Below are 24,187 nucleotides of genomic sequence, written 5' to 3'. Positions count from 1 at the left end.
CCTTTAAACCAGCCCGCCGTACCCTTTTCTCCATTGAAAGGAGAAGGTTATGACAGAAATCACATTACACACTGCTCGCCATCCTGCATGGCGTTTCGCCCCCGGGCTGCTACTCAGTATGCTTATCACCGGTGCGGCTCTCTGGCTCGGTAACTTTCCGTCTATTGCCGGCATCGGTTTCAGTGCACTGACGCTGGCAATCCTGATCGGTATGGTCGTGGGCAATACGGTTTACCCGCACCTGCATCGTTCATGCGATAGCGGAGTGTTGTTCGCCAAACAGCATCTACTGCGGCTGGGTATTATTCTTTATGGCTTCCGTTTGACCTTTTCGCAAATCGCAGAAGTGGGCGTCAGCGGGATCGTCATCGATGTGCTGACGCTGTCCGGCACCTTCTTGCTGGCCTGCGTACTGGGGCAACGTCTCTTCGGGCTGGATAAAAAAACCAGTTGGCTTATTGGCGCGGGCAGCAGTATCTGTGGCGCAGCAGCTGTGCTTGCCACAGAGCCAGTGGTGAAGGCTGAGTCCAGCAAAGTGACGGTTGCCGTCGCCACGGTGGTGATATTCGGGACGCTGGCGATCTTTATCTATCCTGCGCTTTATCCCCTGCTGACGCACTGGTTCAGCCCGGAAACCTACGGGATCTGGATGGGTTCCACGGTGCACGAAGTCGCGCAGGTCGTTGCCGCCGGGCATGCTATCAGCCCGGAAACGGAAAATGCGGCGGTGATTGCAAAAATGCTGCGGGTAATGATGCTGGCCCCCTTTTTATTGCTGCTGGCAGCCCGCGTTAAACAACTCAGCCCGGATACTGACGACGCGAAAAGTAAACTCACGATCCCGTGGTTTGCGCTGGGCTTTATTGCTGTGGCCTGCTTCAACTCATTTCACCTGCTACCTTCAGCGTTGATCCAGGCGCTGAATACACTGGATACCTTACTGTTGGCGATGGCGATGGCGGCACTGGGTCTGACTACCCATATCAGTGCACTGAAAAACGCCGGAGCGAAACCACTGGCATTGGGACTGGTGCTGTTTATCTGGTTGATCGTTGGCGGCGGTGCGATAAACCTGGTGGTTCACCATCTGATGGCATAAACCACTACATCCCTTTCCTGCAGACCCGCTATGATGGTTTCTTTCCCCTGGCGGGTTTTAAGGAGTTGTTATGAAATACATTGGTGCGCATGTGAGCGCCTCAGGTGGAGTGGCGAACGCCGCCATCCGCGCCGCCGAAATCGATGCGACCGCGTTTGCGCTCTTTACCAAGAATCAGCGTCAGTGGCGCGCTGCGCCGCTGAGTACAGAAACCATAGATGAGTTCAAAGCCGCCTGCGAAAAATACCATTTCCAACCCGGGCAGATCCTGCCGCACGACAGCTACCTGATAAACCTTGGGCACCCGGTCGCCGATGCGCTGGAAAAATCCCGCGACGCGTTTATTGACGAGCTGACGCGCTGCCAGCAACTGGGGCTGACGCTGCTTAACTTCCACCCCGGCAGTCACCTAATGCAGATTCCGGAAGAGGCCTGTCTGGCGCGGATTGCCGAGTCGCTCAATATCGCGCTGGCGCAAACCGAAGGTGTCACCGCTGTGATCGAAAACACCGCAGGCCAGGGCAGCAATCTGGGCTTCCGCTTTGAACATCTGGCGGCCATTATTGATGGTGTGGAAGACAAGTCCCGCGTTGGCGTCTGCATTGATACCTGCCATGCTTTTGCCGCCGGGTATGATTTACGCACCGCGAAAGCCACCGCCGAGACGTTTGCTGAATTCGACCGCGTGGTGGGTTTCAACTATCTGCGTGGAATGCATCTGAATGATGCGAAAAGCACCTTCGGCAGCCGTGTCGACCGCCACCACTCGCTCGGCGAGGGCAACATCGGCCACGATGCGTTTCGCTGGATTATGCAAGACAGCCGTTTTGATGGCATTCCCCTGATTCTGGAGACCATTAATCCTGATATCTGGGCAGAAGAGATCGCCTGGCTGAAAGCGCAACAAACCGCCGACGCCGCAGCATAAAAAAGGGCCGCAAACGCGGCCCTTCTGATATCCCTGGTACTGACACTGTATTACGCAGCTTTTGCAACCACAGCTTCTGTTTCCGGACGTTTCAGGAAGGCATACACCAGACCGGCCAGCAACGTACCTGCAACGATAGAGAGCAGGTAGCCCACCACCGGGGTAATTGCTCCCGGGATCAGCAGGACAAACAGACCACCGTGCGGTGCCATCAGTTTCGCGCCAATCGCCATGGAGATAGCGCCTGTCAGCGCGCCACCGGCGATACAGCACGGGATAACACGCATCGGGTCACGGGCAGCAAACGGAATCGCACCTTCAGAGATAAAGCACAGACCGAGAACCAGGGCGGCTTTACCACCTTCACGCTGGCCTTTATCGAACTTGTTGCGTGCAACCAGTGTCGCCAGACCCATTGCCAGCGGCGGCACCATACCGGCAGCCATAATCGCCGCCATCGGTGCGTAAGTCTGGGTACTCAGCAGGCCCACACCAAATGCGTACGCCGCTTTGTTCACCGGGCCACCCATATCGGTACACATCATGCCACCGAGGATTGCGCCCAGCAGAACCGCGTTAGCCGTGCCCATGGTTTGCAGCCATGAGGTCAAACCCGCAAGGATTTTCGCAACCGGCGTACCAATCAGGTAGATCATCGCCAGGCCGACAATCAGGCTGGAGAACAACGGAATGATCAGAATCGGTTTCAGCGCTTCCATACTTGGCGGCAGCTTGACGTTTTTGCTGATCGCTTTCGCAAGGTAACCTGCAAGGAAGCCGGCAATAATACCGCCGATAAAGCCGGAACCAGTGCTGACGGCCAGCATGCCGCCGATAAGACCCGGCGTCAGACCCGGACGGTCAGCAATGGAGAAGGCGATGTAACCCGCCAGCACCGGCACCATCAGTGCGAATGCAGAACCCCCACCGATCTTCATCAGCGCGGCCGCCAGCGTACCTTCTTCTTTAAACGCCGTGATACCAAAGGCAAACGAGAGAGCAATCAACAAACCACCCGCTACGACCATCGGCAGCATGTAGGAGACGCCCGTCAGCAGATGGCGATATGCGCCAGCGCTCTCTTGCTTAGTTTCTGTTGCTTCCGACTGTGCTTTGCCGGACGGTTGGTACGTTTTGGCTTCCGCTACGGCTTTATCCAGTTCCTGGGCTGTTTTCTTCAGCGCCAGGCCGGTAGTGGTGCGGTACATCGGTTTGCCAGCGAATTTCGCCAGGTCCACTTCGATATCCGCCGCCACCATCACCAGATCGGCTTGCGCCACTTCTTCCGGCGTGATGGCATTGCCCGCGCCTACGGAACCACGGGTTTCCACTTTCACCCACCAGCCGCGTTTTTTCGCTTCGGTTTCGATCGCTTCCGCCGCCATAAAGGTGTGCGCTACCCCTGTCGGACAGGCAGTAACAGCAACAATGCGTTTTGGACCACTGGTCGCCGCCACAGTAGCGGCCACCGGTGCTGTGTAGGGCTTCGCGTGATTTTTCGCTTCGCTCAGGAACAGCTCAGGGTGCGCCACTGCGCGATTAATATCGCCCAGCCAGACTTTTTTCCCACTCAGTGCACTGTCATTCGGCACCTGGCTGCCCAAAACGATAGCCAGTTCCGCTTCGCCAGGGTTATCGATGAATTGCAGATTTGCACTCTGTGCAGCCGCGCCCAGCAAGGTCTTCGCCATATAAGCGCGGGCCTGCCCGAGTTCGGAATCTATTATCAGCAGCGTTTTCATTATGCCTCTCCTGCTGTTAGTTGAAGGGTTTTAAGTCAACTCGCGCCATCATCGCGGCTAACTGGGTACGATCGGTAATACCTACGTTACTCTGACTGACCGCCAGTGCAGCAACAGCAGTGGCCAAGCGTAACGTATGTTCACTGGATTCACGCATCAGCAGACCATAAATCAGACCACCGACCATTGAATCCCCTGCGCCAACGGTGCTTACCACTTCCATTGACGGCGGTTTGGCGATCCATTCGCCCGAAGCGTTAACCCACAACGCCCCTTCTGCTCCCAGAGAGATCACCACATGGGCGATACCCTGTTCGCGAAGCCCATGAGCGGCTTCAATGACATCCTTCAATTCCGGCAACTTACGACCCGCCCAGATTTCCAGTTCACGGCGGTTCGGTTTCACCAGCCACGGCGCGGCTTTCAAACCGGCCACCAGCGCTTCGCGGCTGCTGTCAAAAATAATGCATGGACACTGGCTACGCAGGCGCGTCATCCAGTCGGTAAAGGCTTCCGGGCTAACGCCTGAGGGCAGACTGCCGCTCACGCAAACCATATCGAACTGACCCAGCCAGGTCAGCGAGTCGGCAACAAAACGCTCCCAGTCGGTCGGTGTCACTTCAAAACCTGAGAAATTCAGATCGGTGACTTCACCATCTTTTTCCGTCAGCTTGACGTTGATGCGGGTACGCCCCTGCACCACCTGGAAACGGTTAGCAATGCCCAGCTCGCTGAACAACTGCTGGAATCCGTCCTGGTTATCTTTGCCAAGGAAACCGCCAACGGTCACGTCGATGCCAAGGTCTTTTAACACTTTCGCAACGTTGATGCCTTTACCCGCGGCGTGCAGGCCCGTCGTACGAACCAGGTTCACTTCACCGCGTTCAATTTCAGGGGTATACCCCACCAGATCATAGGCCGGATTAAGCGTAATGGTGGCAACACGTCTGCTCATTTATGCGCCCTCTCCCAAACCTGCGGCAATCGCTTCGCCGATTGCTTTCAGCGCTTGTTCAGCATCATCACCTTGTGCTGTGAAACGCAGGCGGTGACCTTTCTTCACGCCCAGCGCAACCACTTTCATCAGGCTGCGGCCATTGGCCGGTTTTCCGGTACCGTCCAGGTTTGCAACGGTGATTTCACTGTTAAATTGTTTGATGGTGTTCACCAGCATCGTGCCCGGGCGGGCATGCAGACCGTGCTCATTGCGGACAACAAACTCTGCACTCAGCAGATCGTCGGCCATCGCATCGTCGCTGGTCAGCAGCGCCAGCAGCGTTGCGGTATCGGCATTCAACAGATGTTCAGCTTTGTTGCTCAGCAGCAGATCGCTCAGGCGCTTCAGCACCGTGACCGGCTGTTCGTCCACCATCGCAACGCTGACCAGCAGCGCAGCCTGCTCGCCATTCACGTCAAACGGCGTGGCAGCGCGGCTTACGGCAACAGCGCTCAGCAGGTTGCCTTCAGCACTGTCGTTCAGCCAGATGCCCTGACCAAGGTTCAGCGGTTGTTCATTGATAGCGCGGGTAACATACGTTGCATCAACCGCACCGACTTCTTTCAGACGTGCAGCGTTCAGCGCTTGCAGGGTCACCAGATCGCTGGCAACTACATCGAGGGTCAGTGTTTCACTATCCAGCTTCAGTGACGCGCCCTGTTTTTCACCCATCAGCAGCGCACGCAGCTCTTCCGCTGTGGTTGCGGATTGCAGCTCTGCAGCCACGGAGTCATCACTCAGCACATGAGTCAGCTGACGCAGCAGGCCAAGGTGTTCATCAGAACTGGCGGCAATACCAATAGCAACATACGCGACCTGTCCTTCGCTCCACAGGATGCCCTGCGGGAACTGGAACACTTTTACACCGGTTTTCAGCACCTGATCACGGGTATCCGTGGTGCCGTGTGGGATCGCGATGCCGTTGCCTAAATAGGTGGAGGTTTGCTGCTCGCGCGCCAGCATGCCGTTGACGTAGCCGTCAGCAACGTTGCCTGCTTCTACCAGCGCAGCCGCGATCTGGCGGATGGCCTCTTCTTTATTGCCGGCCTGCTGACCGGGATGGATGTCCTGAACGGATAACTGGAACATGTGACCCTCTCCTGCTGAAATTGAATCGTTTCAGCTAACATGAGAAATGATGCGTCACCGCCCTGGTTCAGACATTACACGATGACGCTGAAACGTTTCAATGAGTCTTCACCTTTTTACTTCAGCAATCAAGAAATCTCTGAATTTTCGTTGCGAAATTTAGAGGTACAGCACATTTCATCATTAGCTGATGCAAATTTGCTGAAGTTATTTTTACCTTCAGCAAGCAAACGTCAGCAGCGGTCAGCTTTAATAACGCGGGGTAAAATAGCCGTCTGCATTTTCACGGCGATCGCACCGCAGGATCTGTGTTTTTCTCCCGCCGCGGCGTACACTCCGCGTCTGCCAATTGGATCTCAGAGTAAAATGCAAAACTCCCCCGCCACCACCCGACCCGGCGCGTTTGATTTCACGTCGACAGCGTTTTTGATTGTCGCCTTCCTGACCGGTATTGCCGGTGCTTTGCAAACGCCAACACTCAGCCTGTTTTTAACCAATGAAGTGCATGTCCGTCCGGCTATGGTGGGGTTCTTTTTCACCGGCAGCGCGGTGATTGGCATTCTGGTCAGTCAGTTTCTTGCCGGGCGCTCCGACCGCAAAGGCGATCGCAAGACACTGATCGTTTTCTGCTGCCTGCTCGGCGTGCTGGCCTGCGGATTGTTCGCCTGGAATCGCAATTACTTTATCCTGCTGTTTGTGGGCGTCTTTCTGAGCAGCTTTGGTTCCACGGCTAACCCGCAGATGTTCGCCCTGGCGCGGGAACATGCGGATAACACCGGGCGGGAAGCGGTAATGTTCAGCTCCATTTTGCGCGCGCAGGTATCGCTGGCGTGGGTGATTGGCCCACCGCTGGCTTACGCACTGGCCATGGGATTTGGTTTTACGGTGATGTACTTATGCGCCGCCGTCGCATTCATGGCCTGTGCGGCGATGGTGAGGCTGTTCCTGCCCAGTATGCGCAAAGTTCCTCAGCCAACGTCAACGGTGCTGGAAGCGCCGCGGACGCATCGTCGCGACGCGCTACTGCTGTTTGTGATTTGTACCCTGATGTGGGGCACCAATAGCCTTTACATCATCAATATGCCGTTGTTTATCATTGATGAATTGCATCTCCCGGAGAAGCTGGCTGGGGTAATGATGGGCACTGCAGCCGGACTGGAAATCCCCACCATGCTGATTGCCGGTTATTACGCTAAACGCTATGGCAAGCGCTTTTTGATGCGCGTCAGTGCAGTAGCGGGCACCTGTTTCTATCTCGGGATGTTGACGGTGCATACCCCGGCTATCCTGCTAGCCTTACAGTTGCTGAACGCCATCTATATTGGCATTCTCGCCGGGATTGGCATGCTCTATTTCCAGGATTTAATGCCCGGTCAGGCCGGTTCTGCGACGACCCTTTACACCAATACCACGCGCGTGGGCTGGATCATCGCCGGTTCACTGGCGGGCGTGGTGGCCGAAATCTGGAGTTATCATGCTGTGTTCTGGATTGCGCTGGCGATGGCCCTGTTGACACAGGCAGGTCTGACGCGAATCAAAGACGTTTAAGGCGCGGTCTGGCGTTCCAGATCGAGTAGATAAATCATGGCATCAGCACGGCTCTGCCCGCACATCTCACGGCCAGGTTGCAGGCCAGCGCACACTTTCGGGCGCAGCGGCGAGCCAAAGATTTTACAGCGCTGTTGCGCGTCGAGTTGCACGCATGGGGTGTTGGCCGGTTTGCCGTTGGGCATGCCGGGGATCGGGCTACTGATGGACGGGGCAGTACAGCAAGCTCCGCAGTCCGGACGGCATTCCATATGGCTCTCTTTCATTTATTACGCGTCGGAGTGGCGCGAACAGGCGCACGCTACCATCTTTTACTGATGGAATGCAAAACTCGCCAATTCCACTTGCCTGAAAAGGCCCTCGCGAGTACTTTGTCGCGATATTTTCGTGATTTTCATTTTTACAGGACCCTTGCAATGCCAAGAGCGAACGAAATTAAAAAAGGTATGGTGCTGAATTACAATGGCAAGCTGCTGATTGTAAAAGATATTGATATTCAGTCACCCAGCGCCCGCGGCGCAGCAACGCTGTACAAAATGCGCTTCTCTGATGTCCGTACCGGGCTGAAAGTCGAAGAGCGTTTTAAAGGCGACGATATCCTTGATACCGTGACCCTGAACCGTCGTTTCGTCGACTTCTCCTATGTTGACGGCAACGAATACGTGTTTATGGATAAAGAAGACTATACCCCGTATACCTTCAACAAAGATCAGATTGAAGAAGAGCTGCAGTTTATTCCGGAAGGCGGCATGCCGGATATGCAGGTTCTGCTGTGGGATGGTCAGTTGCTGGCGCTGGAACTGCCGCAAACTGTCGATCTGGAAATCGTTGAAACGGCTCCGGGTATCAAAGGCGCATCCGCCAGCTCCCGTACCAAACCCGCCACGCTGAATACAGGCCTGGTGGTACAGGTTCCGGAATACCTGACCACCGGTGAGAAAATCCGTATCCATATCGAAGAGCGCCGCTACATGGGTCGCGCCGACTGATAAGCGATGCAGTAAAAAAGCCACTTCAATGAAGTGGCTTTTTCTTTTGTCTGCTGGCGGCACTTACCCACCCGTGACGCTTACAGCAAATCGCGGAACAGGGTTTTCTTCAGTGCCAGTTCAACACCGCGCACTTCCGCCATTCCTTTCAGACGACCAATTGCCGAGTAACCCGGATTCGTTTTCTTACGCAGGTCGTCCAGCATTTGGTGACCGTGGTCCGGACGGAACGGAATAGGACGCAGATCGCCCGCTTTCTTGCGACGCTGTTCTTCGCTCAGGATCGCCGCAACGACCGACACCATATCCACATCGCCCTGCAAATGTGCCGCTTCATGGAAGGTTTTCGGGTTCTCTTCACGGCAGGTCGAACGCAGATGCGTAAAGTGAATGCGATCGCCAAATGTCTCGATCATCTGCACCAGGTCGTTATCCGCACGCACGCCGTAAGAGCCTGTGCACATGGTAAAGCCGTTATTGATGCTGTTAACCGCGTCTTTCAGCCACTGCATATCTTCAATCGTGGAAACAATGCGTGGCAGGCCGAGGATCGGACGCGGCGGATCGTCCGGGTGCACCGCCATGCGGACACCCACTTCCTGGGCGACCGGTACGATAGCGCGCAGGAAATAAGCCATATTTTCGCGCAGTTGCGCTTTATCTATACCGTCGTATTCCGCCAGACGTGCGTGGAACTGCTCCAGCGTGTAGCCCTCTTCCGCCCCCGGCAAACCCGCGATAATGTTACGCGTCAGTTTTTCCACTTCCGCTTCGCTCATCGCGTTAAAGTAGGCCAGCGCCTGGCGCTGCTCTTCGTCGCTGTAATCCGCTTCTGCACCTTTACGCTTCAGGATATGCATTTCAAACGCGGCAAACGCAATCTGGTCAAAACGTAACGCTTTAGAGCCATCCGGCAGTTGATATTCCAGATCGGTCCGCGTCCAGTCGAGGATCGGCATAAAGTTGTAGCACACGGTATCAATACCGCAGGCCGCCAGGTTACGAATGCTCTGCTGATAGTTAGCAATCCAGGTGTCGTACTGCCCGGTATGGGTTTTAATATCTTCATGCACCGGGATACTTTCCACGACCGACCAGACCAGCCCTTTCTCCGCCAGCAGCGCCTGACGCGCTTTAATCTCCTCCACCGGCCAGACCTGGCCGTTAGGGATATGGTGCAGCGCAGTGACTACGCCTGTCGCGCCCGCCTGACGCACGTCATCAAGAGATACCGGATCGTTCGGTCCATACCAACGCCAGGTTTGTTCCATCGCTTTACCCTCTAAAGTTGTTATACCAATGCACGTAACTTGATGACGACTACCATACATGTTTACGCTAAAGGATCAAACCCTCCCGCAGCAATGATTGATCCAGCTCACATTCCCCGGATAATTACGGCATACCAATTCTTTTTGCTGTCATATAACTTTACACTACCTGTTGTTAATTATTGGTTAATCAGGTGTGTATAGATGAAAACAATTGCCTCGATAACGCTTCCCGCCGCTGTTCAGCGGCCTCAGTATGATCGCACGAAGCTGCGTTCGCGTATTGTGCACTTCGGTTTTGGCGCGTTTCACCGCGCGCATCAGGCGCTGTTAACCAACCGGGTGCTGAATGCGCGAGGCGGAGATTGGGGCATCTGTGAAATCAGCTTGTTTAGCGGTGATGCGTTGATGACACAGCTGCGCGCGCAGGATCACCTGTATACGGTGCTGGAAAAAGGCGCTGACGGTAACCAGCCGATCATTGTTGGCGCGGTGAGCGAATGCCTGAATGCAAAACTCGATTCGCTGGCGGCAATTATTGAGAAGTTTTGTGAACCGCAGGTCGCCATTGTGTCACTGACGATCACCGAAAAAGGCTATTGCATCGACCCTGCCAGCGGCAAGCTGGATTTACACCAGCCGCGCATTGAACATGATCTGCAATACCCCGACGAACCACACTCTGCACCGGGCATTCTGGTTGAGGCCCTGTACCGTCGCCGCCTGCGTGGGCTCGGGCCGTTTACCGTCCTCTCTTGCGACAATATTCCGGATAATGGTCACGTGGTGAAAAATGCCGTGCTGGGGATGGCGCAGGCCCGTTCGCCAGAACTGGCGCAGTGGATTGCCGAACACGTGAGTTTCCCCGCAACTATGGTTGACCGAATTGTACCGGCGGCAACCGAGGAATCGCTGGCGGAAATCAGTGCAATACTGGGCGTTGAGGATCCCTGCGCGATCGGTTGTGAACCCTTTATTCAGTGGGTTATTGAAGATAACTTCGTGGCCGGGCGACCGGAGTGGGAAGCGGCGGGTGCGCAGTTAGTCCAGGATGTACGCCCCTGGGAACAGATGAAATTACGCATGCTTAATGGCACTCATTCATTCCTGGCGTATCTTGGCTATCTTGCCGGTTTCGCCCATATTAACGAGTGCATGCAGGACAGCGCATTTCGCAGCGCTGCGCGCCGGTTGATGCTTGAGGAGCAGGCGCCGACGCTGCAAATATCCGGGGTTGATCTTACCGCTTACGCCGATAGCCTGATTGCGCGTTTCGCCAACCCGGCATTGCAACACCGCACCTGGCAAATCGCCATGGATGGAAGCCAGAAGTTACCGCAACGAATGCTGGACGGCATTCGCGTACATTTACAACGGGAACATCACTGGCCGCTGTTGGCACTGGGCGTTGCAGGCTGGATGCGTTATGTCAGCGGCGTTGATGATGCCGGTAAAGCAATTGATGTTCGCGACCCACTGGTGGATAAAATTCGCGCTATCGTCGACACCAGCAGTGAAGCGGAACGCGTCACCGCCTTGCTCACGCTGCAAGAAATCTTTGGCGCTGACCTGCCGCAAAACCCGGTATTTGTGGATGCCATTACCGACGCATGGCGCAACATTGCCGCCCACGGTGCGCATGGCGCGGTGAAATTCTTGCTCAATACTTAACATTTACTGCTATTACTGCGGGCGATGCGTGCTTTACATCGCCCGTGCTCTTCTCTTTTTCTTTTTTTTTCGCCAGGATCCCTGCCATACGCAATTTTGTTGATCCAGGGAGTTTCCGTGACAAAAACTAACCTCATTACCGGCTTCCTTGGAAGTGGCAAAACCACTTCGATATTGCATTTACTGGCCAACAAAGACCCGCAGGAAAAATGGGCAGTGCTGGTGAATGAATTTGGCGAAGTCGGTATTGATGGCGCTTTGATGGCAGACAGCGGAGCGCTGCTTAAAGAGATCCCCGGCGGCTGCATGTGCTGCGTCAATGGTCTGCCGATGCAGGTCGGGCTGAATACTCTCCTGCGCCAGGGCAAACCCGATCGTTTGCTGATTGAACCTACCGGACTAGGTCACCCGAAACAGATACTCGACATGCTTAATGCTCCGGTTTACGAGCCGTGGATCGACCTTCGTGCGACGTTGTGTCTGCTCGATCCGCGCCAGTTACTGGATGATAAAGCGGTCAACAATGAAAACTTCCGCGATCAGCTGGCTGCAGCTGACATTATTGTCGCGAATAAGCAGGATCGCGCCACGCCACAAAGCCAACGCGCGCTGGAAAGCTGGTGGCAAACGTTCGGCGGCGACCGTTTACAGGTCACCGCTACGCAGGGCGCCATCGACGGTGCATTGCTCGATCTGCCACGCCGTAACTTGCGTGAACTGCCAGCCAGTGCTGCGCATGACCATTCTCATGCGGCAAACAAGGGATTGGCTGCCTTGAACTTACCGGCACATCAGCGCTGGCGTCGCAACCTGAATAGCGGCCAGGGCCACTATGCCTGCGGCTGGATTTTCGATGGTGATACCGTGTTCGATACCGTTGGTTTGCTGGAATGGGCGCGGCTTGCACCTGTCGAACGCGTTAAAGGCGTGCTGCGCATTCCCGAAGGGCTGTTGCGGGTAAACCGCCAGGGCCAGGATTTGCATATCGAAACCCAACAGGCTGCGCCGCCGGATAGTCGAATCGAGCTGATTACCGCCACTGAAGCTGACTGGAACACGCTTCAGTCTACTCTGTTGAAGCTTCGTTTAAGTTAACAACACTAACGTTGCGCCTGTGTTAATTAAAAATGCTGTGAAGATGAAAACTCGTTACTCCTTGATTGTACTGCTCAACGTCGCCGGTCTGGCGCTCTTTTTTTCCTGGTATTTGCCCGCGAATCATGGTTTCTGGTTCCCGCTGGACTCAACCATTTTCCATTTTTTCAACCGCGGCCTGGCTGAAAATCGCGCCTATTTATGGTTCGTTGCGCTGACCAATAACCGCGCCTTTGATGCCTGCTCACTGCTCGCAATGGGAAGCCTGATGCTGACCTTCTGGCTGCGGGAAGATCGTAACGGCCGTCGTCGGGTCGTGATGATTGGCCTGACCATGTTGCTGATTGCAGTGGTATTAAACCAGCTGGCGCAGTTGCTGATGCCCGTGCAACGGGAAAGCCCGTCGCTCTTCTTTACGGATATTACCCGAGTCAGCGATCTGCTGGACTTCCCAACCAAAGATGCCTCTAAAGACAGTTTTCCGGGCGATCACGGCATGATGTTGCTTATTTTTTCCGCCATTATGTTGCGTTATTTCGGCCAGAAAGCCTTTGGCGTTGCCCTGATTATTGTTGTGGTTTTTGCTTTTCCGCGCGTAATGATCGGCGCTCACTGGTTTACGGATATTGTGGTGGGTTCGCTGTCAGCGGTGCTGATTGGGTTGCCATGGTGTCTAATGACACCCCTTAGCGATAAAATTATTCAATGCTTTGATCGTTATTTGCCCGGAAATAACAAAATTTAAACAAATAACAAACATTGTTTTGCGTCATTCATTAGGGATCGTTTTCGATCTCTAATGCAAATTCCCGGCTCTTTCCTAATTTTGTCATTTTTACGTCACCGCAATCTGCCTATAAAAGAGCAATTTGTACGCTATTTAAACCAAATTGACGGTTTTGTGACCAATCCTGAATATTCACTTTCTGTATCATAATTTCTTATAAAAAAACGCGGAAAAGCGCTCGCAATGCCGGGAGGGTTAGGGTAATCTCGGGTTCGTCTTGTCGCAAAGAGTGCTTTTATTCTCATTGTGCGTAAATTTGTGCGTTCTTCCACAGATCTGACTATGAGTAATTGTCTCGTTGCTTACAGATAATTAATCTCGCTGCGTTGGCATTTTTTATAACGATATTTATCGTTAAGGACTTCAAGGGAAAATAATCAATATGGTCAAATCTCAGCCGATTGTGAGATATATCTTGCGGGCGATCCCCGCGATAGCGGTAGCGGTACTGCTGTCAGCTTGCTCAACCAATACCGCAAAGAACGTGCATTCTGAGACGCTTGCTGTGGGTGAAGATGCTTCTTCACTGCAAACCTCTCAGGATGAATTTGAAAATATGGTTCGTAATCTGGATGTCAAATCCCGAATTATGGATCAATATGCTGACTGGAAAGGCGTACGCTACCGTCTGGGCGGCGACACCAAAAAAGGTATTGATTGTTCTGGTTTCGTGCAGCGCACGTTCCGTGAACAGTTTGGTTTAGAACTGCCGCGTTCCACCTGGGAACAGCAGGAAACTGGTAAGTCCATTTCGCGCACCAGTTTGCGTACGGGCGACCTGGTTCTGTTCAGAGCAGGTTCTACCGGTCGACATGTCGGCATTTATATTGGTAATAACCAATTTGTTCATGCTTCCACCAGCAACGGTGTGATGATTTCCAGCATGGACGAGCCTTACTGGAAGAAGCGCTACAATGAAGCGCGACGGATCCTGACCCGCAGCTAATCACTTAACGCCGGTTTTCCCTTGGCTGGCGTTAAGCATAAAAAAGCACTGCCCCGGCAGTGTTTTTTTATGTCTGCTATCCTCGTAACGTTTTTCGGGCTATAGTCCAGAAAAGTAAACCGCCAACCGCCCCCCTACTGAATGCGTATAAATGGGTCCAACAGTATGTTCACCCGCTATTTTTTCCACCTGAACCGAAAAATTGTGCTGATCAGTATTCTTACCGGTCTGCTTACAGCGTTTGCGGTCGGCGGGTTCCAGTTCTGGCTTGAGCAAGAGAAGCGTATCACCCGCTACGATGCCTTACTGGACGGCGTTTCGAGTTGGTTTTCAGCGTATCTCGGTGAAATCCGCGCCACGGCGGAGGCATTACAACCCCTCACGCTGAGCGACTGCCACGATGTTGTTAGTGAGCTCACTTCCCGCGCCGCATTTTCGATGAACGTGCGCGCCTTTCTGTTGGTTAAAGGGCAAAACGCCATCTGCTCCTCGGCAACCGGTGTCATGAATGTCCCCATGAAAGATCTGGTGCCCGACATTGACCTGAATAAAGCGACTGATATGGTGATTTTGCCCGGAACCCCGATGATGCCGGACAAACCGGCAATGGCCTTGTGGTTCCGCAGCCCGCTACTCGATGACCGCGGCGTATTTGCCTCGCTGAACATCAACCTGACGCCCTACATGATGTACAGTTCAGAACAGCCAGATCTGACCGGGATCGCGATAGGTATCAATGATCGTGCCATCTCAACCTTCACCACCGGACTGATTGATTTAGCCAATTTTAACCAACGTCCTTTTCGCACAGTGCAGGTGAATGGTTCTCCACTGACGCTATATCTCTACGCGGAAAGATGGCGTCAGGAAGATCTTCAGTTTGCTGCCCTGCTCGGTGCAACGGTGGGTATGTTGATTGCTTTGCTAAGCGCTTACATGCTGTATACGCGCCTGCGACCGGGTAAGGAGATCCTGACCGCCATCAAGCGGGAGCAGTTTTATGTGGTCTACCAGCCCGTGGTGAATGCAAAGAGCCTGAAAGTCAGCGGCGTCGAAGTACTGATGCGCTGGAAACACCCCACCGCTGGCGAGATCCCGCCGGACGCCTTTATTCATTTTGCCGAAGCGCAGCAACTGATTATTCCGCTGACATTGCATTTGTTCCGCCTGATAGCCCGCGATGCGCCGGTGCTGAAAACGTTGCTGCCAGAAGGCTCAAAGCTGGGAATTAATATCGCGCCGGGACATCTGCACGCAGAGAGCTTTGCCGATGATATCCATGCGTTCTCGCGTTCACTCCCGCAGCACCATTTCAGCATCGTGCTGGAGATCACCGAGCGGGATATGCTGCGCTATACCGAAGTGACAAAACTGTTTGAGTGGTTACGCACCGAAGGGTATGAAATCGCGATTGATGATTTCGGCACCGGCCATAGCGCACTGATCTACCTGGAGCGCTTTACCCTGGATTATCTGAAAATCGATCGCGGTTTTGTGAATGCAATTGGCACCGAAACCGTGACCTCGCCGGTACTGGATGCCGTGTTAATGCTGGCGAAACGCCTGAATATGCTCACCGTTGCCGAAGGCGTTGAAACGCCCGAGCAGGCGCGATGGCTGCGCGAACATGGTGTGCACTTTATGCAGGGCTACTATTTCAGCCGCCCGATGACGCTGGAGCAATTTGTTAACTGGCAGGTTCCTTCTTTTGATGCCCTGGTGTAGGCGCGAATTATTTCACATCAGGCCAGGGCTCCCTTATTATTCAACAATAAGAGCTTAGCGCGCCTGCCGCGCAGGCGGGGTCAAAGGAACACACAATGAAGTTTGTCCGCATTTCAGCGTTATTGTTGGCGTTTGTCGGTCTGGCCTGTCAGGCGCAAACCATCAAGGAACGTGATTCTTTCGCCGTGATTGGCGAACCGAAATATGCCATCAACTTTTCCCATTTTGACTATGTCAATCCTGCCGCGCCGAAAGGCGGCAATGTCACGCTGTCGGTACTGGGTACGTTTGACAACTTTAACCGCTTTGCCTTACGCGGCAATGCCGCAGTGCGTACCGAATCCCTCTATGATGCGCTGTTTACCACCTCTGACGACGAGCCGGGAAGTTACTATCCGCTTATCGCGGAGATGGCGCGCTATGCCGATGATTACGCCTGGATGGAGATAAGTATTAACCCGCGTGCGATCTTTCACGACGGTTCTCCCATTCGTGCGAGCGATGTCGCCTTCACCTTCAATAAATTCATGACCGAAGGGGTGCCGCAATTCCGCCTGATCTATAAGGGCACTACCGTCAAAGCCATTTCACCGTTAACGGTACGTATTGAACTGGCGAAACCCGGCAAAGAAGATATGCTCAGCCTGCTGACGCTGCCGGTTATGCCAGAAAAATTCTGGAAAGACCATAAACTGAGCGAGCCACTGAGCCGCCCGCCGCTGGGTAGTGGGCCATATCGCATCAGTAGCTGGCGCATGGGGCAATATATTGCCTATACCCGTGTGCGGAATTACTGGGCTGCGGATCTGCCCGTTAATCGGGGACGCTGGAATTTCGACAATATCCGCTATGACTACTATCTGGACGACAATGTCGCCTTCGAAGCCTTCAAAGCGGGCGCATTTGACCTGCGCAGCGAAGGGGATGCCAAAAACTGGGCCACGCGCTATATCGGCACTAACTTCAGCCGTGGCTACATTGTCAAAGATGAGCAGCCTAATACCTCCGCGCAAGACACACTCTGGCTGGCGTTTAACATTACCCGCCCGGTATTCAACGATCGCCGCGTGCGGGAAGCCATCTCGCTGGCGTTTGATTTTGAATGGATGAACAAGGCGCTGTTTTATGGGGCATACAGCCGGGCGGACAGCTATTTCCAGAACACAGAATACGCTGCGCGCAACTATCCGGATGCTGATGAACTCACGCTGCTGGCCCCGCTCAAAGCACAGGTGCCGCCGGAGGTCTTCACCTCTATCTACACACCGGCAAAGTCGAACGGCGATGGCTATGACCGGGAAAATCTCCTGAAAGCAGATGCGCTGTTAAAACAGGCGGGCTGGGTGCTGAAAAATCAGCAACGCGTGGATGAAAAAACCGGCAAACCTTTTACCTTCGAATTACTGCTACCCTCGGGCGGGAATACCCAATGGGTACTGCCGTTCCAGCATAACCTGTCCCGACTGGGCATCACGATGGAGATCCGCCAGGTCGATAACTCTCAGGCCACCAACCGCATGCGCAGCCGTGACTATGACATGATGCCGCGCCTGTGGCGTGCACAACCCTGGCCAAGCGGCGATCTGCAAATTGCATGGAGCTCAGAGTATATCGACTCTTCTTATAACGCGCCCGGCGTGAAGAACCCGGCGGTAGACAACCTGATCGCGCAGATTAACCGCTGGCAGGGTAATAAAGAGAAGCTGCTACCGCTCGGTCGCGCATTGGACAGGGTGCTGACCTGGAATTATTACATGCTGCCCATGTGGTACATGGCGGCAGATCGCGTCGCCTATTGGGATAAGTTTTCTATGCCCGGCATTCGCCCGGTCTATTCACTGGGGTTTGACACCTGGTGGTATGACGTAAACAAGGCGGCGAAATTGCCCGCCGCCAGACGTTAAGGAGAAGGGATGGGCGCGTATTTCATTCGGCGTTTATTACTGATAATCCCCACCCTTTGGGCGATCATCACCATTAACTTTTTTATCGTGCAAATCGCGCCGGGTGGCCCGGTCGACCAGGCCATTGCCGCTATTGAGTTTGGCGATAAGGGCACGATGCCGGGCAGTAGCGGCGGCGGAATGGGCGCCACGCATGCCCGCACCGGTGTGGGCGACGCGTTAAGCAATGACAGCCACTATCGTGGCGGGCGCGGCCTGGATCCGCAGGTTATTGAAGAGATAAAACAGCGCTACGGTTTCGATAAACCGTTGCATGAGCGCTATTTCAAAATGTTGTGGGATTATCTGCGCTTCGACTTTGGCAATAGCCTGTTCCGCAGCGCATCGGTACTGCAACTGATCAAAGACAGCATGCCGGTGTCAATCACACTGGGGCTGTGGGGAACACTGATTATCTATCTGGTGTCGATTCCCCTTGGTATTCGCAAAGCGGTGTACAACGGTAGCCGCTTTGATATCTGGAGCAGCGCGCTGATCATTGTGGGTTACGCTATCCCGGCGTTTCTGTTCGCCATCCTGCTGATTGTTTTTTTTGCTGGCGGCAGCTACTACGATCTTTTCCCCTTGCGCGGGCTTACCTCAAGCAATTTCGACGCCCTGCCGTGGTACAAACAGGCGCTGGATTATCTCTGGCATATCACCCTGCCCGTGCTGGCAACGGTGATTGGCGGGTTCGCCGCATTGACCATGCTGACCAAAAACTCGTTTCTTGATGAGATCCGTAAACAGTATGTGGTCACCGCCCGCGCCAAAGGCGTGAGCGAACGCAATATCATGCGTAAGCATGTCTTTCGCAACGCGATGTTGTTGGTGATTGCGGGGTTCCCGGCGACCTTTATCAGCATGTTTTTTACCGGTTCGCTGTTGATCGAGGTGATTTTCTCCCTTAACGGTCTTGGCCTGCTGGGCTACGAAGCGACAGTCTCCCGGGATTACCCGGTGATGTTCGGTACGCTCTATATTTTCACTCTGATTGGCCTACTGCTGAATATTCTCAGTGATATCAGTTATACGCTGGTGGATCCGCGTATCGATTTTGAGGGGCGCTGATGATTCAATTAAGCTACGTCAACCAGGCCCGCTGGCTGCGTTTTCGTCACAATCGCCGTGGTTACTGGTCATTGTGGATCTTTCTGGTGATTTTTATCCTCAGCCTCGGCGCAGAACTGGTGGCCAATGACAAGCCACTGCTGGTGCGTTACGAAGGTAAATGGTTTGCGCCAGCGCTCATCAATTACAGCGAGAGCGATTTTGGCGGCCCCTTTGCTACTCCGGCTGATTATCAGGATCCGTGGCTACGTAAACAGCTTGATGAGCACGGCTGGACGTTGTGGGCGCCCGTACGTTTTGGCGCGCGCAGTATTAACTATGCCACCACGGAACCCTTTCCCTCTCCTCCTTCAGCAAAAAACTGGCTCGGGACCGACGCTAACGGCGGCGACGTACTGGCGCGCATTCTCTATGGCACCCGGATCTCCTTGCTGTTCGGCTTAATGCTGACCTTCTGTTCCAGCGTGATCGGCGTACTGGCCGGTGCAATACAGGGTTATTACGGGGGCAAAATTGATCTCTGGGGACAGCGTTTTATTGAAGTGTGGTCCGGTATGCCGACGCTGTTTCTGATTATTCTGCTCTCCAGCGTGATCCAACCCGGTTTCTGGTGGTTGTTAGGCATTACTGTATTGTTTGGCTGGATGGCGCTGGTCAGTGTGGTGCGCGCCGAGTTCCTGCGTACACGTAACTTTGATTATATCCGTGCCGCACAGGCGCTGGGTGTAAGCGATCGCGGTATTATACTGCGCCATATGCTCCCCAACGCCATGGTCGCCACCTTAACCCTGTTGCCGTTTATTTTGTGTAGCTCGGTCGCCACCCTGACCTCACTCGATTTTCTGGGCTTCGGTTTGCCATTGGGCTCTCCGTCGCTGGGTGAACTTCTGCTTCAGGGGAAAAATAACTTACAGGCGCCCTGGCTCGGTATCGCCGCTTTTATTTCCACCGCCCTGCTGCTTTCACTGCTGATTTTTATTGGTGAAGCAGTGCGCGACGCATTCGATCCTAATAAGGCGGTGTAAGATGACGTCTCCCCTGCTGACTGTTAATTCCCTGACCGTTGCTTTTCGCCAGCAGAATACACTGCGGACAGTAGTGAACGATTTATCGCTGCGCATCGACGCGGGCGAAACGCTGGCGCTGGTCGGCGAATCCGGCTCCGGTAAAAGCGTCAGTGCATTATCGATCCTGCGTTTGCTGCCTTCTCCTCCTGTGGAATACCCTGCCGGCGATATTCTGTTCCATGGCGAATCGTTGCTGCATGCCAGTGAAAGCACACTGCGTGGCGTACGCGGCAATAAAATCGCCATGATTTTCCAGGAGCCGATGGTTTCCCTCAATCCGCTGCATACGCTGGAAAAACAGCTTTATGAAGTGCTGTCGCTACATCGCGGTATGCGCCGGGAAGCCGCGCGCGCTGAAATTCTTGATTGCCTTGAGCGCGTCGGGATCCGCAATGCGCGTGCACGGCTGGGCGATTTTCCCCACCAGCTTTCCGGTGGTGAACGCCAGCGCGTAATGATCGCCATGGCCGTGTTAACACGCCCGGAACTGTTGATTGCCGATGAACCCACCACAGCGCTGGATGTGAGCGTACAGGCACAGATCCTGGCGCTGCTGCGTGAACTGCGCGATGAGCTGAATATGGGTTTGCTGTTTATTACTCACGACCTCAGTATCGTGCGCAAGCTGGCGGATAACGTTGCGGTGATGCAAAACGGGAAATGTGTCGAACACAATAGTGCCCGGGCGTTGTTTAACGCACCGGCGCACCCGTATACGCAAAAACTGATTAATAGCGAACCCGGTGGGGAGCCTGTTACCCTGCCTCAGGATGTGCAGCCGTTGCTGCAGGTGGAAAACCTTGCCGTGAGCTTCCCGGTGCGTAAAGGGATCCTGCGTCGCGTGGTCAACCACAATCCGGTGGTGAAGAATATCAGCTTTACCTTGCGTCCCGGCGAAACGTTGGGACTGGTTGGCGAGTCAGGTTCGGGCAAAAGCACCACTGGCCTTGCCTTGCTGCGCCTGGTCGCCTCACAGGGTGCAATCCTGTTTGACGGTAAACCGCTACACCAGTGGAACCGCAAGCAGATGCTACCGGTACGGCACCGGATACAAGTGGTGTTTCAGGATCCCAACTCCGCACTCAACCCGCGGTTGAATGTACAGCAAATTATCGAAGAGGGTTTGCGCGTTCATCAGCCCGAGCTGACGCGTAGCGCCCGTGAGCAACGGGTGATTGAGGTAATGCAGGAAGTGGGGCTGGATCCGGAAACCCGGCGTCGTTTTCCCGGCGAGTTCTCGGGAGGTCAGCGCCAGCGCATTGCCATTGCCCGCGCCCTGATCCTCAAACCAGAACTGATCATTCTGGATGAACCCACATCATCGCTGGATCGTACCGTGCAGGCGCAAATCCTCACACTGCTGAAATCACTACAGGAGACGCACCGGCTGGCGTATATCTTTATCAGTCACGATCTGCACGTGGTGCGCGCATTATGTCACCAGGTCATTGTGCTAAAACAAGGGGAAGTGATTGAACAGGGAGAGTGTCGGCGTGTCTTTAGCGAGCCTCAGCAGGCCTATACACGCCAGCTTCTCGCATTAAGCTAACGTTCAGAAAGGGTTCTGCCCGGAGAAAGGTTCCGCGATGGCAACGCCGAAATTTTTCAGGCGACAGGTCGCGGCAAACTCATCCTGGCGATTAACGAACAGGCACGGTTCCCCTTCGCATTCCAGTACCGAGCAATCCACTTCGATATCGCTCAATGCCTGGCTGAGTTTGTGCATTACCGGCCAGGCATTGTCACCATCCGGACTCAGCAGTTTCAATGCGACAAGACTGTCATCCGCAGACTGACCGTTTTGCGGAATCGGTTCAACTTTTGCGCCTGCAAAACCCTCCAGCCAGCGATAGCACTGGGGGAGGCGGTGGATGATGGAGAGCTGGAATGTATTCACTTTCTTTCCCCGAAGCACTTTTACTTCACAAATATTTCACATTTATATTAACACACTATTGACAAATCGTCCTGTCAACCTCGCAGAAAAGGTTCAATCCTGCGCAGTGTGAGGGCTGACCGCTCATTTATCAGGGTTTTAATGGCTAAGCGGCGGGCCGGGTTTCGGGCTATATGTACCCGTTTCTGCGATCTAACTCAACCTTTTTCACTACAATAGTGTGACTTTTTACATAAATGGATTTTACATAAAATAAACAAACATGTCTGAAGGTATGTCAATCTGAGTTGATATGCATCAAACAAGGGAGCATTTTTGCTCCCTGTGGGGAGGGGTTATGCCGGTTTTTTACCGCGACTGGCGTAGAGATAGAAGAGAATGGAACTGGTCGCGCAAAACGTGATGGACCAGATCATCGGCCACGCAGAGTTAAAGGTCGCCATCGACAGCAGTGCGCCCACAACCGCGCCAATGCCAAAACGAAAGGTCCCGGCCAGGGAAGACGCCGTACCCGCCATATGTGGAAACTCATCAAGAATGACAGCCATGGCGTTAGAGGCGACCAACGCTACGCACCCCACAAATACCGCCACACCCAGCACCAGCGACCAGAACCCGATATCCAGTAGCGCCGTCACGACCATCCACAGCGCCATAGCAAACTGCACCCACAGCCCACTGCGAAACATGTTTAGTGCCCCAACGCGGCGGACAATACGGCCATTAATAATGGTCGTCATAAACAGAAAGACAATATTCAGCGCGAAGTAGTAACCGAAATTCTGCGGCGAAACGTGGTTGAGCTGTATATAGACGAACGGCCCGGCGCTCAGAAACGAGAACATTCCGGCAAAGCTGAAACCGCTTGCCAGCATATAGCTCAGCACACGTTTATGGCGAAACAGCGAAGCGAAATTACCGATCGTCGTGCGCAAATGGAACTTTTGCCGCTTTTCTACCGGTAGCGTTTCGCGAATAAAAAAGGCAATCATCGCCGAAGCCAGCAAGGCGGCAATGGCGAGGATCCAGAAAATCACATGCCAGCCGAACCAAATCAACACCGCGCCCCCCACCATAGGTGCCAGTAACGGAGCGATGGTGGTGACCAGCATGACAAATGACATCATGCGGGAGAACTCCTCCCGCGGATAGATATCGCGCATCAGAGCATTAATCACCACGCTTGCCGCAGCGGCGGCAAGACCGTGGAAAAAACGCATGGTGATTAACTGGTCAATACTTTGCGCCAACGCACAGGCCACTGCCGCTGCCGCAAAAATCAGTGTTCCGCCGAGAATAACCGGCTTACGGCCGATGCTGTCAGCCATCGGCCCATAGAGCAACTGACCTACCGCAAACCCCAGAATATAGGTGCTCAACGTCATTTGCGCACTGCCGGCCGGTACGCCGAACTGCTCAGCAATCACAGGCAGCGCAGGCAGGTACATATCGATGGACAGTGGCATTAACATCGCCAGCAGGCCGAGAATAAACACAATGCGTAACGAAGAGTGTGGCCTTGAGGTCACGTCAGTCTCCTGATATTAGCGTGAGGGCATGCCTACACTGGCAATTTCGTCTTCCGTCAGTGGACGGTACTCGCCTGGCTCCAGATCCGCATCCAACGCAATCGCGCCAATACGCTCGCGATGCAGCCCCACGACATGATTGCCCACGGCGGCAAACATGCGTTTAACCTGATGGTAGCGGCCTTCGCTGATGGTCAGACGAACCTGGGTCGGCGTCACCACTTCCAGTACCGCGGGTTTGGTGAGTTCTTTTTCATTATGCAACTGTACGCCGCGGGCAAATTGTTCCGCCGTGTCGTCACTCACCGGTGATTCAAGGGTAACCAGGTAGGTTTTTTCACAATGGTGACGTGGCGAAGTGATGCGGTGCGACCATTGACCGTCATCGGTCATCAACACCAGACCGGTGGTGTCAATATCCAGACGTCCTGCGGCATGAAGCTTATGAGCGACCGGCTCATCGAGAAAATAGAGGATCGTCGGATGATCCGGGTCATCCGTTGAGCAGACGTAGCCTTCCGGTTTGTGGAGCATAAAGTAACGCGGGCCAGTTTGCTGAACGAGGGTGTTGCCATCGTACTCAACATCGTGCTCGGGTTGCAGTTTAAACGCGGCATCTCTCACAATCTCGCCATCGACGGTAACACGATGAGCACGGATTTCACGCCCGGCAATGGCGCGGCTGACGCCAAGTTGCTGAGCGATAAACTTATCAAGTCGCATGAAGTTTTTTAGCCTGTATGGTGCTGGATGCGGGCATTACGCCCAAAAAAGACGTTATAAACGTGAGTAG

General features: G+C 54.1%; 21 protein-coding genes. 13 read left to right on the top strand and 8 right to left on the bottom strand.

Features of this window, described 5'->3' with window-relative positions:
* Window positions 1–49: 49 nt before the first annotated feature.
* Window positions 50–1,099 (top strand): YeiH family putative sulfate export transporter, encoded by a 1,050-nt coding sequence (locus tag O9K67_RS08160; protein WP_061493988.1) that lies wholly within the window; start codon window positions 50–52, stop codon window positions 1,097–1,099.
* 70 nt (window positions 1,100–1,169) lie between these two features.
* Window positions 1,170–2,027, top strand: a complete 858-nt coding sequence (nfo, locus tag O9K67_RS08155; protein ID WP_061493987.1) for a deoxyribonuclease IV — start codon at window positions 1,170–1,172, stop codon at window positions 2,025–2,027.
* A 50-nt stretch (window positions 2,028–2,077) separates the two neighbouring features.
* Here nfo and fruA read toward each other — a convergent pair whose 3' ends face one another.
* Genes fruA through fruB form a run of 3 tightly spaced genes read right to left on the bottom strand, consistent with a single transcriptional unit; the run spans window position 2,078 to window position 5,855 of the window.
* Window positions 2,078–3,769, bottom strand: coding sequence for a PTS fructose transporter subunit IIBC (gene fruA, locus O9K67_RS08150; RefSeq protein ID WP_061493986.1), 1,692 nt, complete (start codon window positions 3,767–3,769; stop codon window positions 2,078–2,080).
* Between the two features lie 16 nt (window positions 3,770–3,785).
* On the bottom strand, window positions 3,786–4,724 hold the full coding sequence (gene fruK / locus O9K67_RS08145) for a 1-phosphofructokinase (RefSeq protein WP_061493985.1): 939 nt from the start codon (window positions 4,722–4,724) through the stop codon (window positions 3,786–3,788).
* On the bottom strand, window positions 4,725–5,855 hold the full coding sequence (fruB, locus tag O9K67_RS08140) for a fused PTS fructose transporter subunit IIA/HPr protein (protein ID WP_061493984.1): 1,131 nt from the start codon (window positions 5,853–5,855) through the stop codon (window positions 4,725–4,727).
* A 366-nt stretch (window positions 5,856–6,221) separates the two neighbouring features.
* Here fruB and setB point away from each other — a divergent pair, with 366 nt between their 5' ends.
* Window positions 6,222–7,403, top strand: a complete 1,182-nt coding sequence (gene setB, locus O9K67_RS08135) for a sugar efflux transporter SetB (RefSeq protein WP_061499849.1) — start codon at window positions 6,222–6,224, stop codon at window positions 7,401–7,403.
* Here setB and O9K67_RS08130 read toward each other — a convergent pair.
* Complete coding sequence (locus O9K67_RS08130; protein WP_061493983.1) at window positions 7,400–7,654, bottom strand: YkgJ family cysteine cluster protein; 255 nt, start codon at window positions 7,652–7,654, stop codon at window positions 7,400–7,402. The two genes, setB and O9K67_RS08130, sit on opposite strands and share 4 nt — an antisense overlap.
* A gap of 165 nt (window positions 7,655–7,819) precedes the next feature.
* Here O9K67_RS08130 and yeiP point away from each other — a divergent pair, with 165 nt between their 5' ends.
* Window positions 7,820–8,392 (top strand): elongation factor P-like protein YeiP, encoded by a 573-nt coding sequence (yeiP, locus tag O9K67_RS08125; RefSeq protein ID WP_061493982.1) that lies wholly within the window; start codon window positions 7,820–7,822, stop codon window positions 8,390–8,392.
* 80 nt (window positions 8,393–8,472) lie between these two features.
* On the opposite strand, the gene uxuA is transcribed toward yeiP, so the two are convergent.
* On the bottom strand, window positions 8,473–9,663 hold the full coding sequence (gene uxuA / locus O9K67_RS08120; RefSeq protein WP_061493981.1) for a mannonate dehydratase: 1,191 nt from the start codon (window positions 9,661–9,663) through the stop codon (window positions 8,473–8,475).
* A 204-nt stretch (window positions 9,664–9,867) separates the two neighbouring features.
* Here uxuA and O9K67_RS08115 point away from each other — a divergent pair, with 204 nt between their 5' ends.
* The 9 genes from O9K67_RS08115 (at window position 9,868) to yejF (ending at window position 21,517) form a co-directional block, all read left to right on the top strand.
* Window positions 9,868–11,334: a mannitol dehydrogenase family protein gene (locus O9K67_RS08115; RefSeq protein WP_061493980.1), complete on the top strand. Its 1,467-nt coding sequence runs from the start codon at window positions 9,868–9,870 to the stop codon at window positions 11,332–11,334.
* A 117-nt stretch (window positions 11,335–11,451) separates the two neighbouring features.
* Window positions 11,452–12,429 carry a CobW family GTP-binding protein gene (locus O9K67_RS08110; RefSeq protein ID WP_061493979.1) on the top strand — a complete coding sequence of 326 codons (978 nt, stop codon included), beginning with the start codon at window positions 11,452–11,454 and terminating at the stop codon, window positions 12,427–12,429.
* Between the two features lie 43 nt (window positions 12,430–12,472).
* Window positions 12,473–13,174: a phosphatase PAP2 family protein gene (locus O9K67_RS08105; RefSeq protein WP_061493978.1), complete on the top strand. Its 702-nt coding sequence runs from the start codon at window positions 12,473–12,475 to the stop codon at window positions 13,172–13,174.
* Window positions 13,175–13,598: 424 nt separating this feature from the next.
* Window positions 13,599–14,162: a bifunctional murein DD-endopeptidase/murein LD-carboxypeptidase gene (gene mepS, locus O9K67_RS08100; protein ID WP_061493977.1), complete on the top strand. Its 564-nt coding sequence runs from the start codon at window positions 13,599–13,601 to the stop codon at window positions 14,160–14,162.
* A 165-nt stretch (window positions 14,163–14,327) separates the two neighbouring features.
* Entirely contained in the window at window positions 14,328–15,887 is a 1,560-nt protein-coding gene (locus O9K67_RS08095) for a cyclic di-GMP phosphodiesterase (protein ID WP_061493976.1), read from the top strand.
* A 95-nt stretch (window positions 15,888–15,982) separates the two neighbouring features.
* On the top strand, window positions 15,983–17,791 hold the full coding sequence (locus O9K67_RS08090; protein ID WP_061493975.1) for an extracellular solute-binding protein: 1,809 nt from the start codon (window positions 15,983–15,985) through the stop codon (window positions 17,789–17,791).
* 9 nt (window positions 17,792–17,800) lie between these two features.
* A complete protein-coding gene (locus O9K67_RS08085; RefSeq protein WP_061493974.1) occupies window positions 17,801–18,901 on the top strand; it encodes a microcin C ABC transporter permease YejB in 1,101 nt (366 codons plus the stop codon).
* Window positions 18,901–19,926: an ABC transporter permease gene (locus O9K67_RS08080; RefSeq protein WP_061493973.1), complete on the top strand. Its 1,026-nt coding sequence runs from the start codon at window positions 18,901–18,903 to the stop codon at window positions 19,924–19,926. The genes O9K67_RS08085 and O9K67_RS08080 overlap by 1 nt, the downstream gene beginning before the upstream one ends.
* Before the next feature lies 1 nt (window position 19,927).
* Window positions 19,928–21,517, top strand: coding sequence for a microcin C ABC transporter ATP-binding protein YejF (gene yejF, locus O9K67_RS08075; RefSeq protein ID WP_061493972.1), 1,590 nt, complete (start codon window positions 19,928–19,930; stop codon window positions 21,515–21,517).
* 3 nt (window positions 21,518–21,520) lie between these two features.
* Here the strand turns inward: yejF and O9K67_RS08070 are convergent, their stop codons facing one another.
* The 3 genes from O9K67_RS08070 to rsuA all read right to left on the bottom strand — a co-directional run bounded on the left by O9K67_RS08070 (window position 21,521) and on the right by rsuA (window position 24,117).
* Window positions 21,521–21,865, bottom strand: coding sequence for a YejG family protein (locus O9K67_RS08070; protein ID WP_061493971.1), 345 nt, complete (start codon window positions 21,863–21,865; stop codon window positions 21,521–21,523).
* Between the two features lie 335 nt (window positions 21,866–22,200).
* Window positions 22,201–23,394 (bottom strand): Bcr/CflA family multidrug efflux MFS transporter, encoded by a 1,194-nt coding sequence (locus O9K67_RS08065; RefSeq protein WP_061493970.1) that lies wholly within the window; start codon window positions 23,392–23,394, stop codon window positions 22,201–22,203.
* A gap of 15 nt (window positions 23,395–23,409) precedes the next feature.
* The gene (rsuA, locus tag O9K67_RS08060; protein WP_061493969.1) at window positions 23,410–24,117 is read right to left on the bottom strand and encodes a 16S rRNA pseudouridine(516) synthase RsuA; all 708 of its coding nucleotides are present in this window, start codon (window positions 24,115–24,117) and stop codon (window positions 23,410–23,412) included.
* Between the last annotated feature and the right edge of the window lie 70 nt (window positions 24,118–24,187).

Source organism: Kosakonia oryzendophytica, from assembly GCF_027886705.1.
GTDB classification, from domain to species: domain Bacteria; phylum Pseudomonadota; class Gammaproteobacteria; order Enterobacterales; family Enterobacteriaceae; genus Kosakonia; species Kosakonia oryzendophytica.
This window is presented reverse-complemented; position numbering and strand designations above follow the sequence as displayed.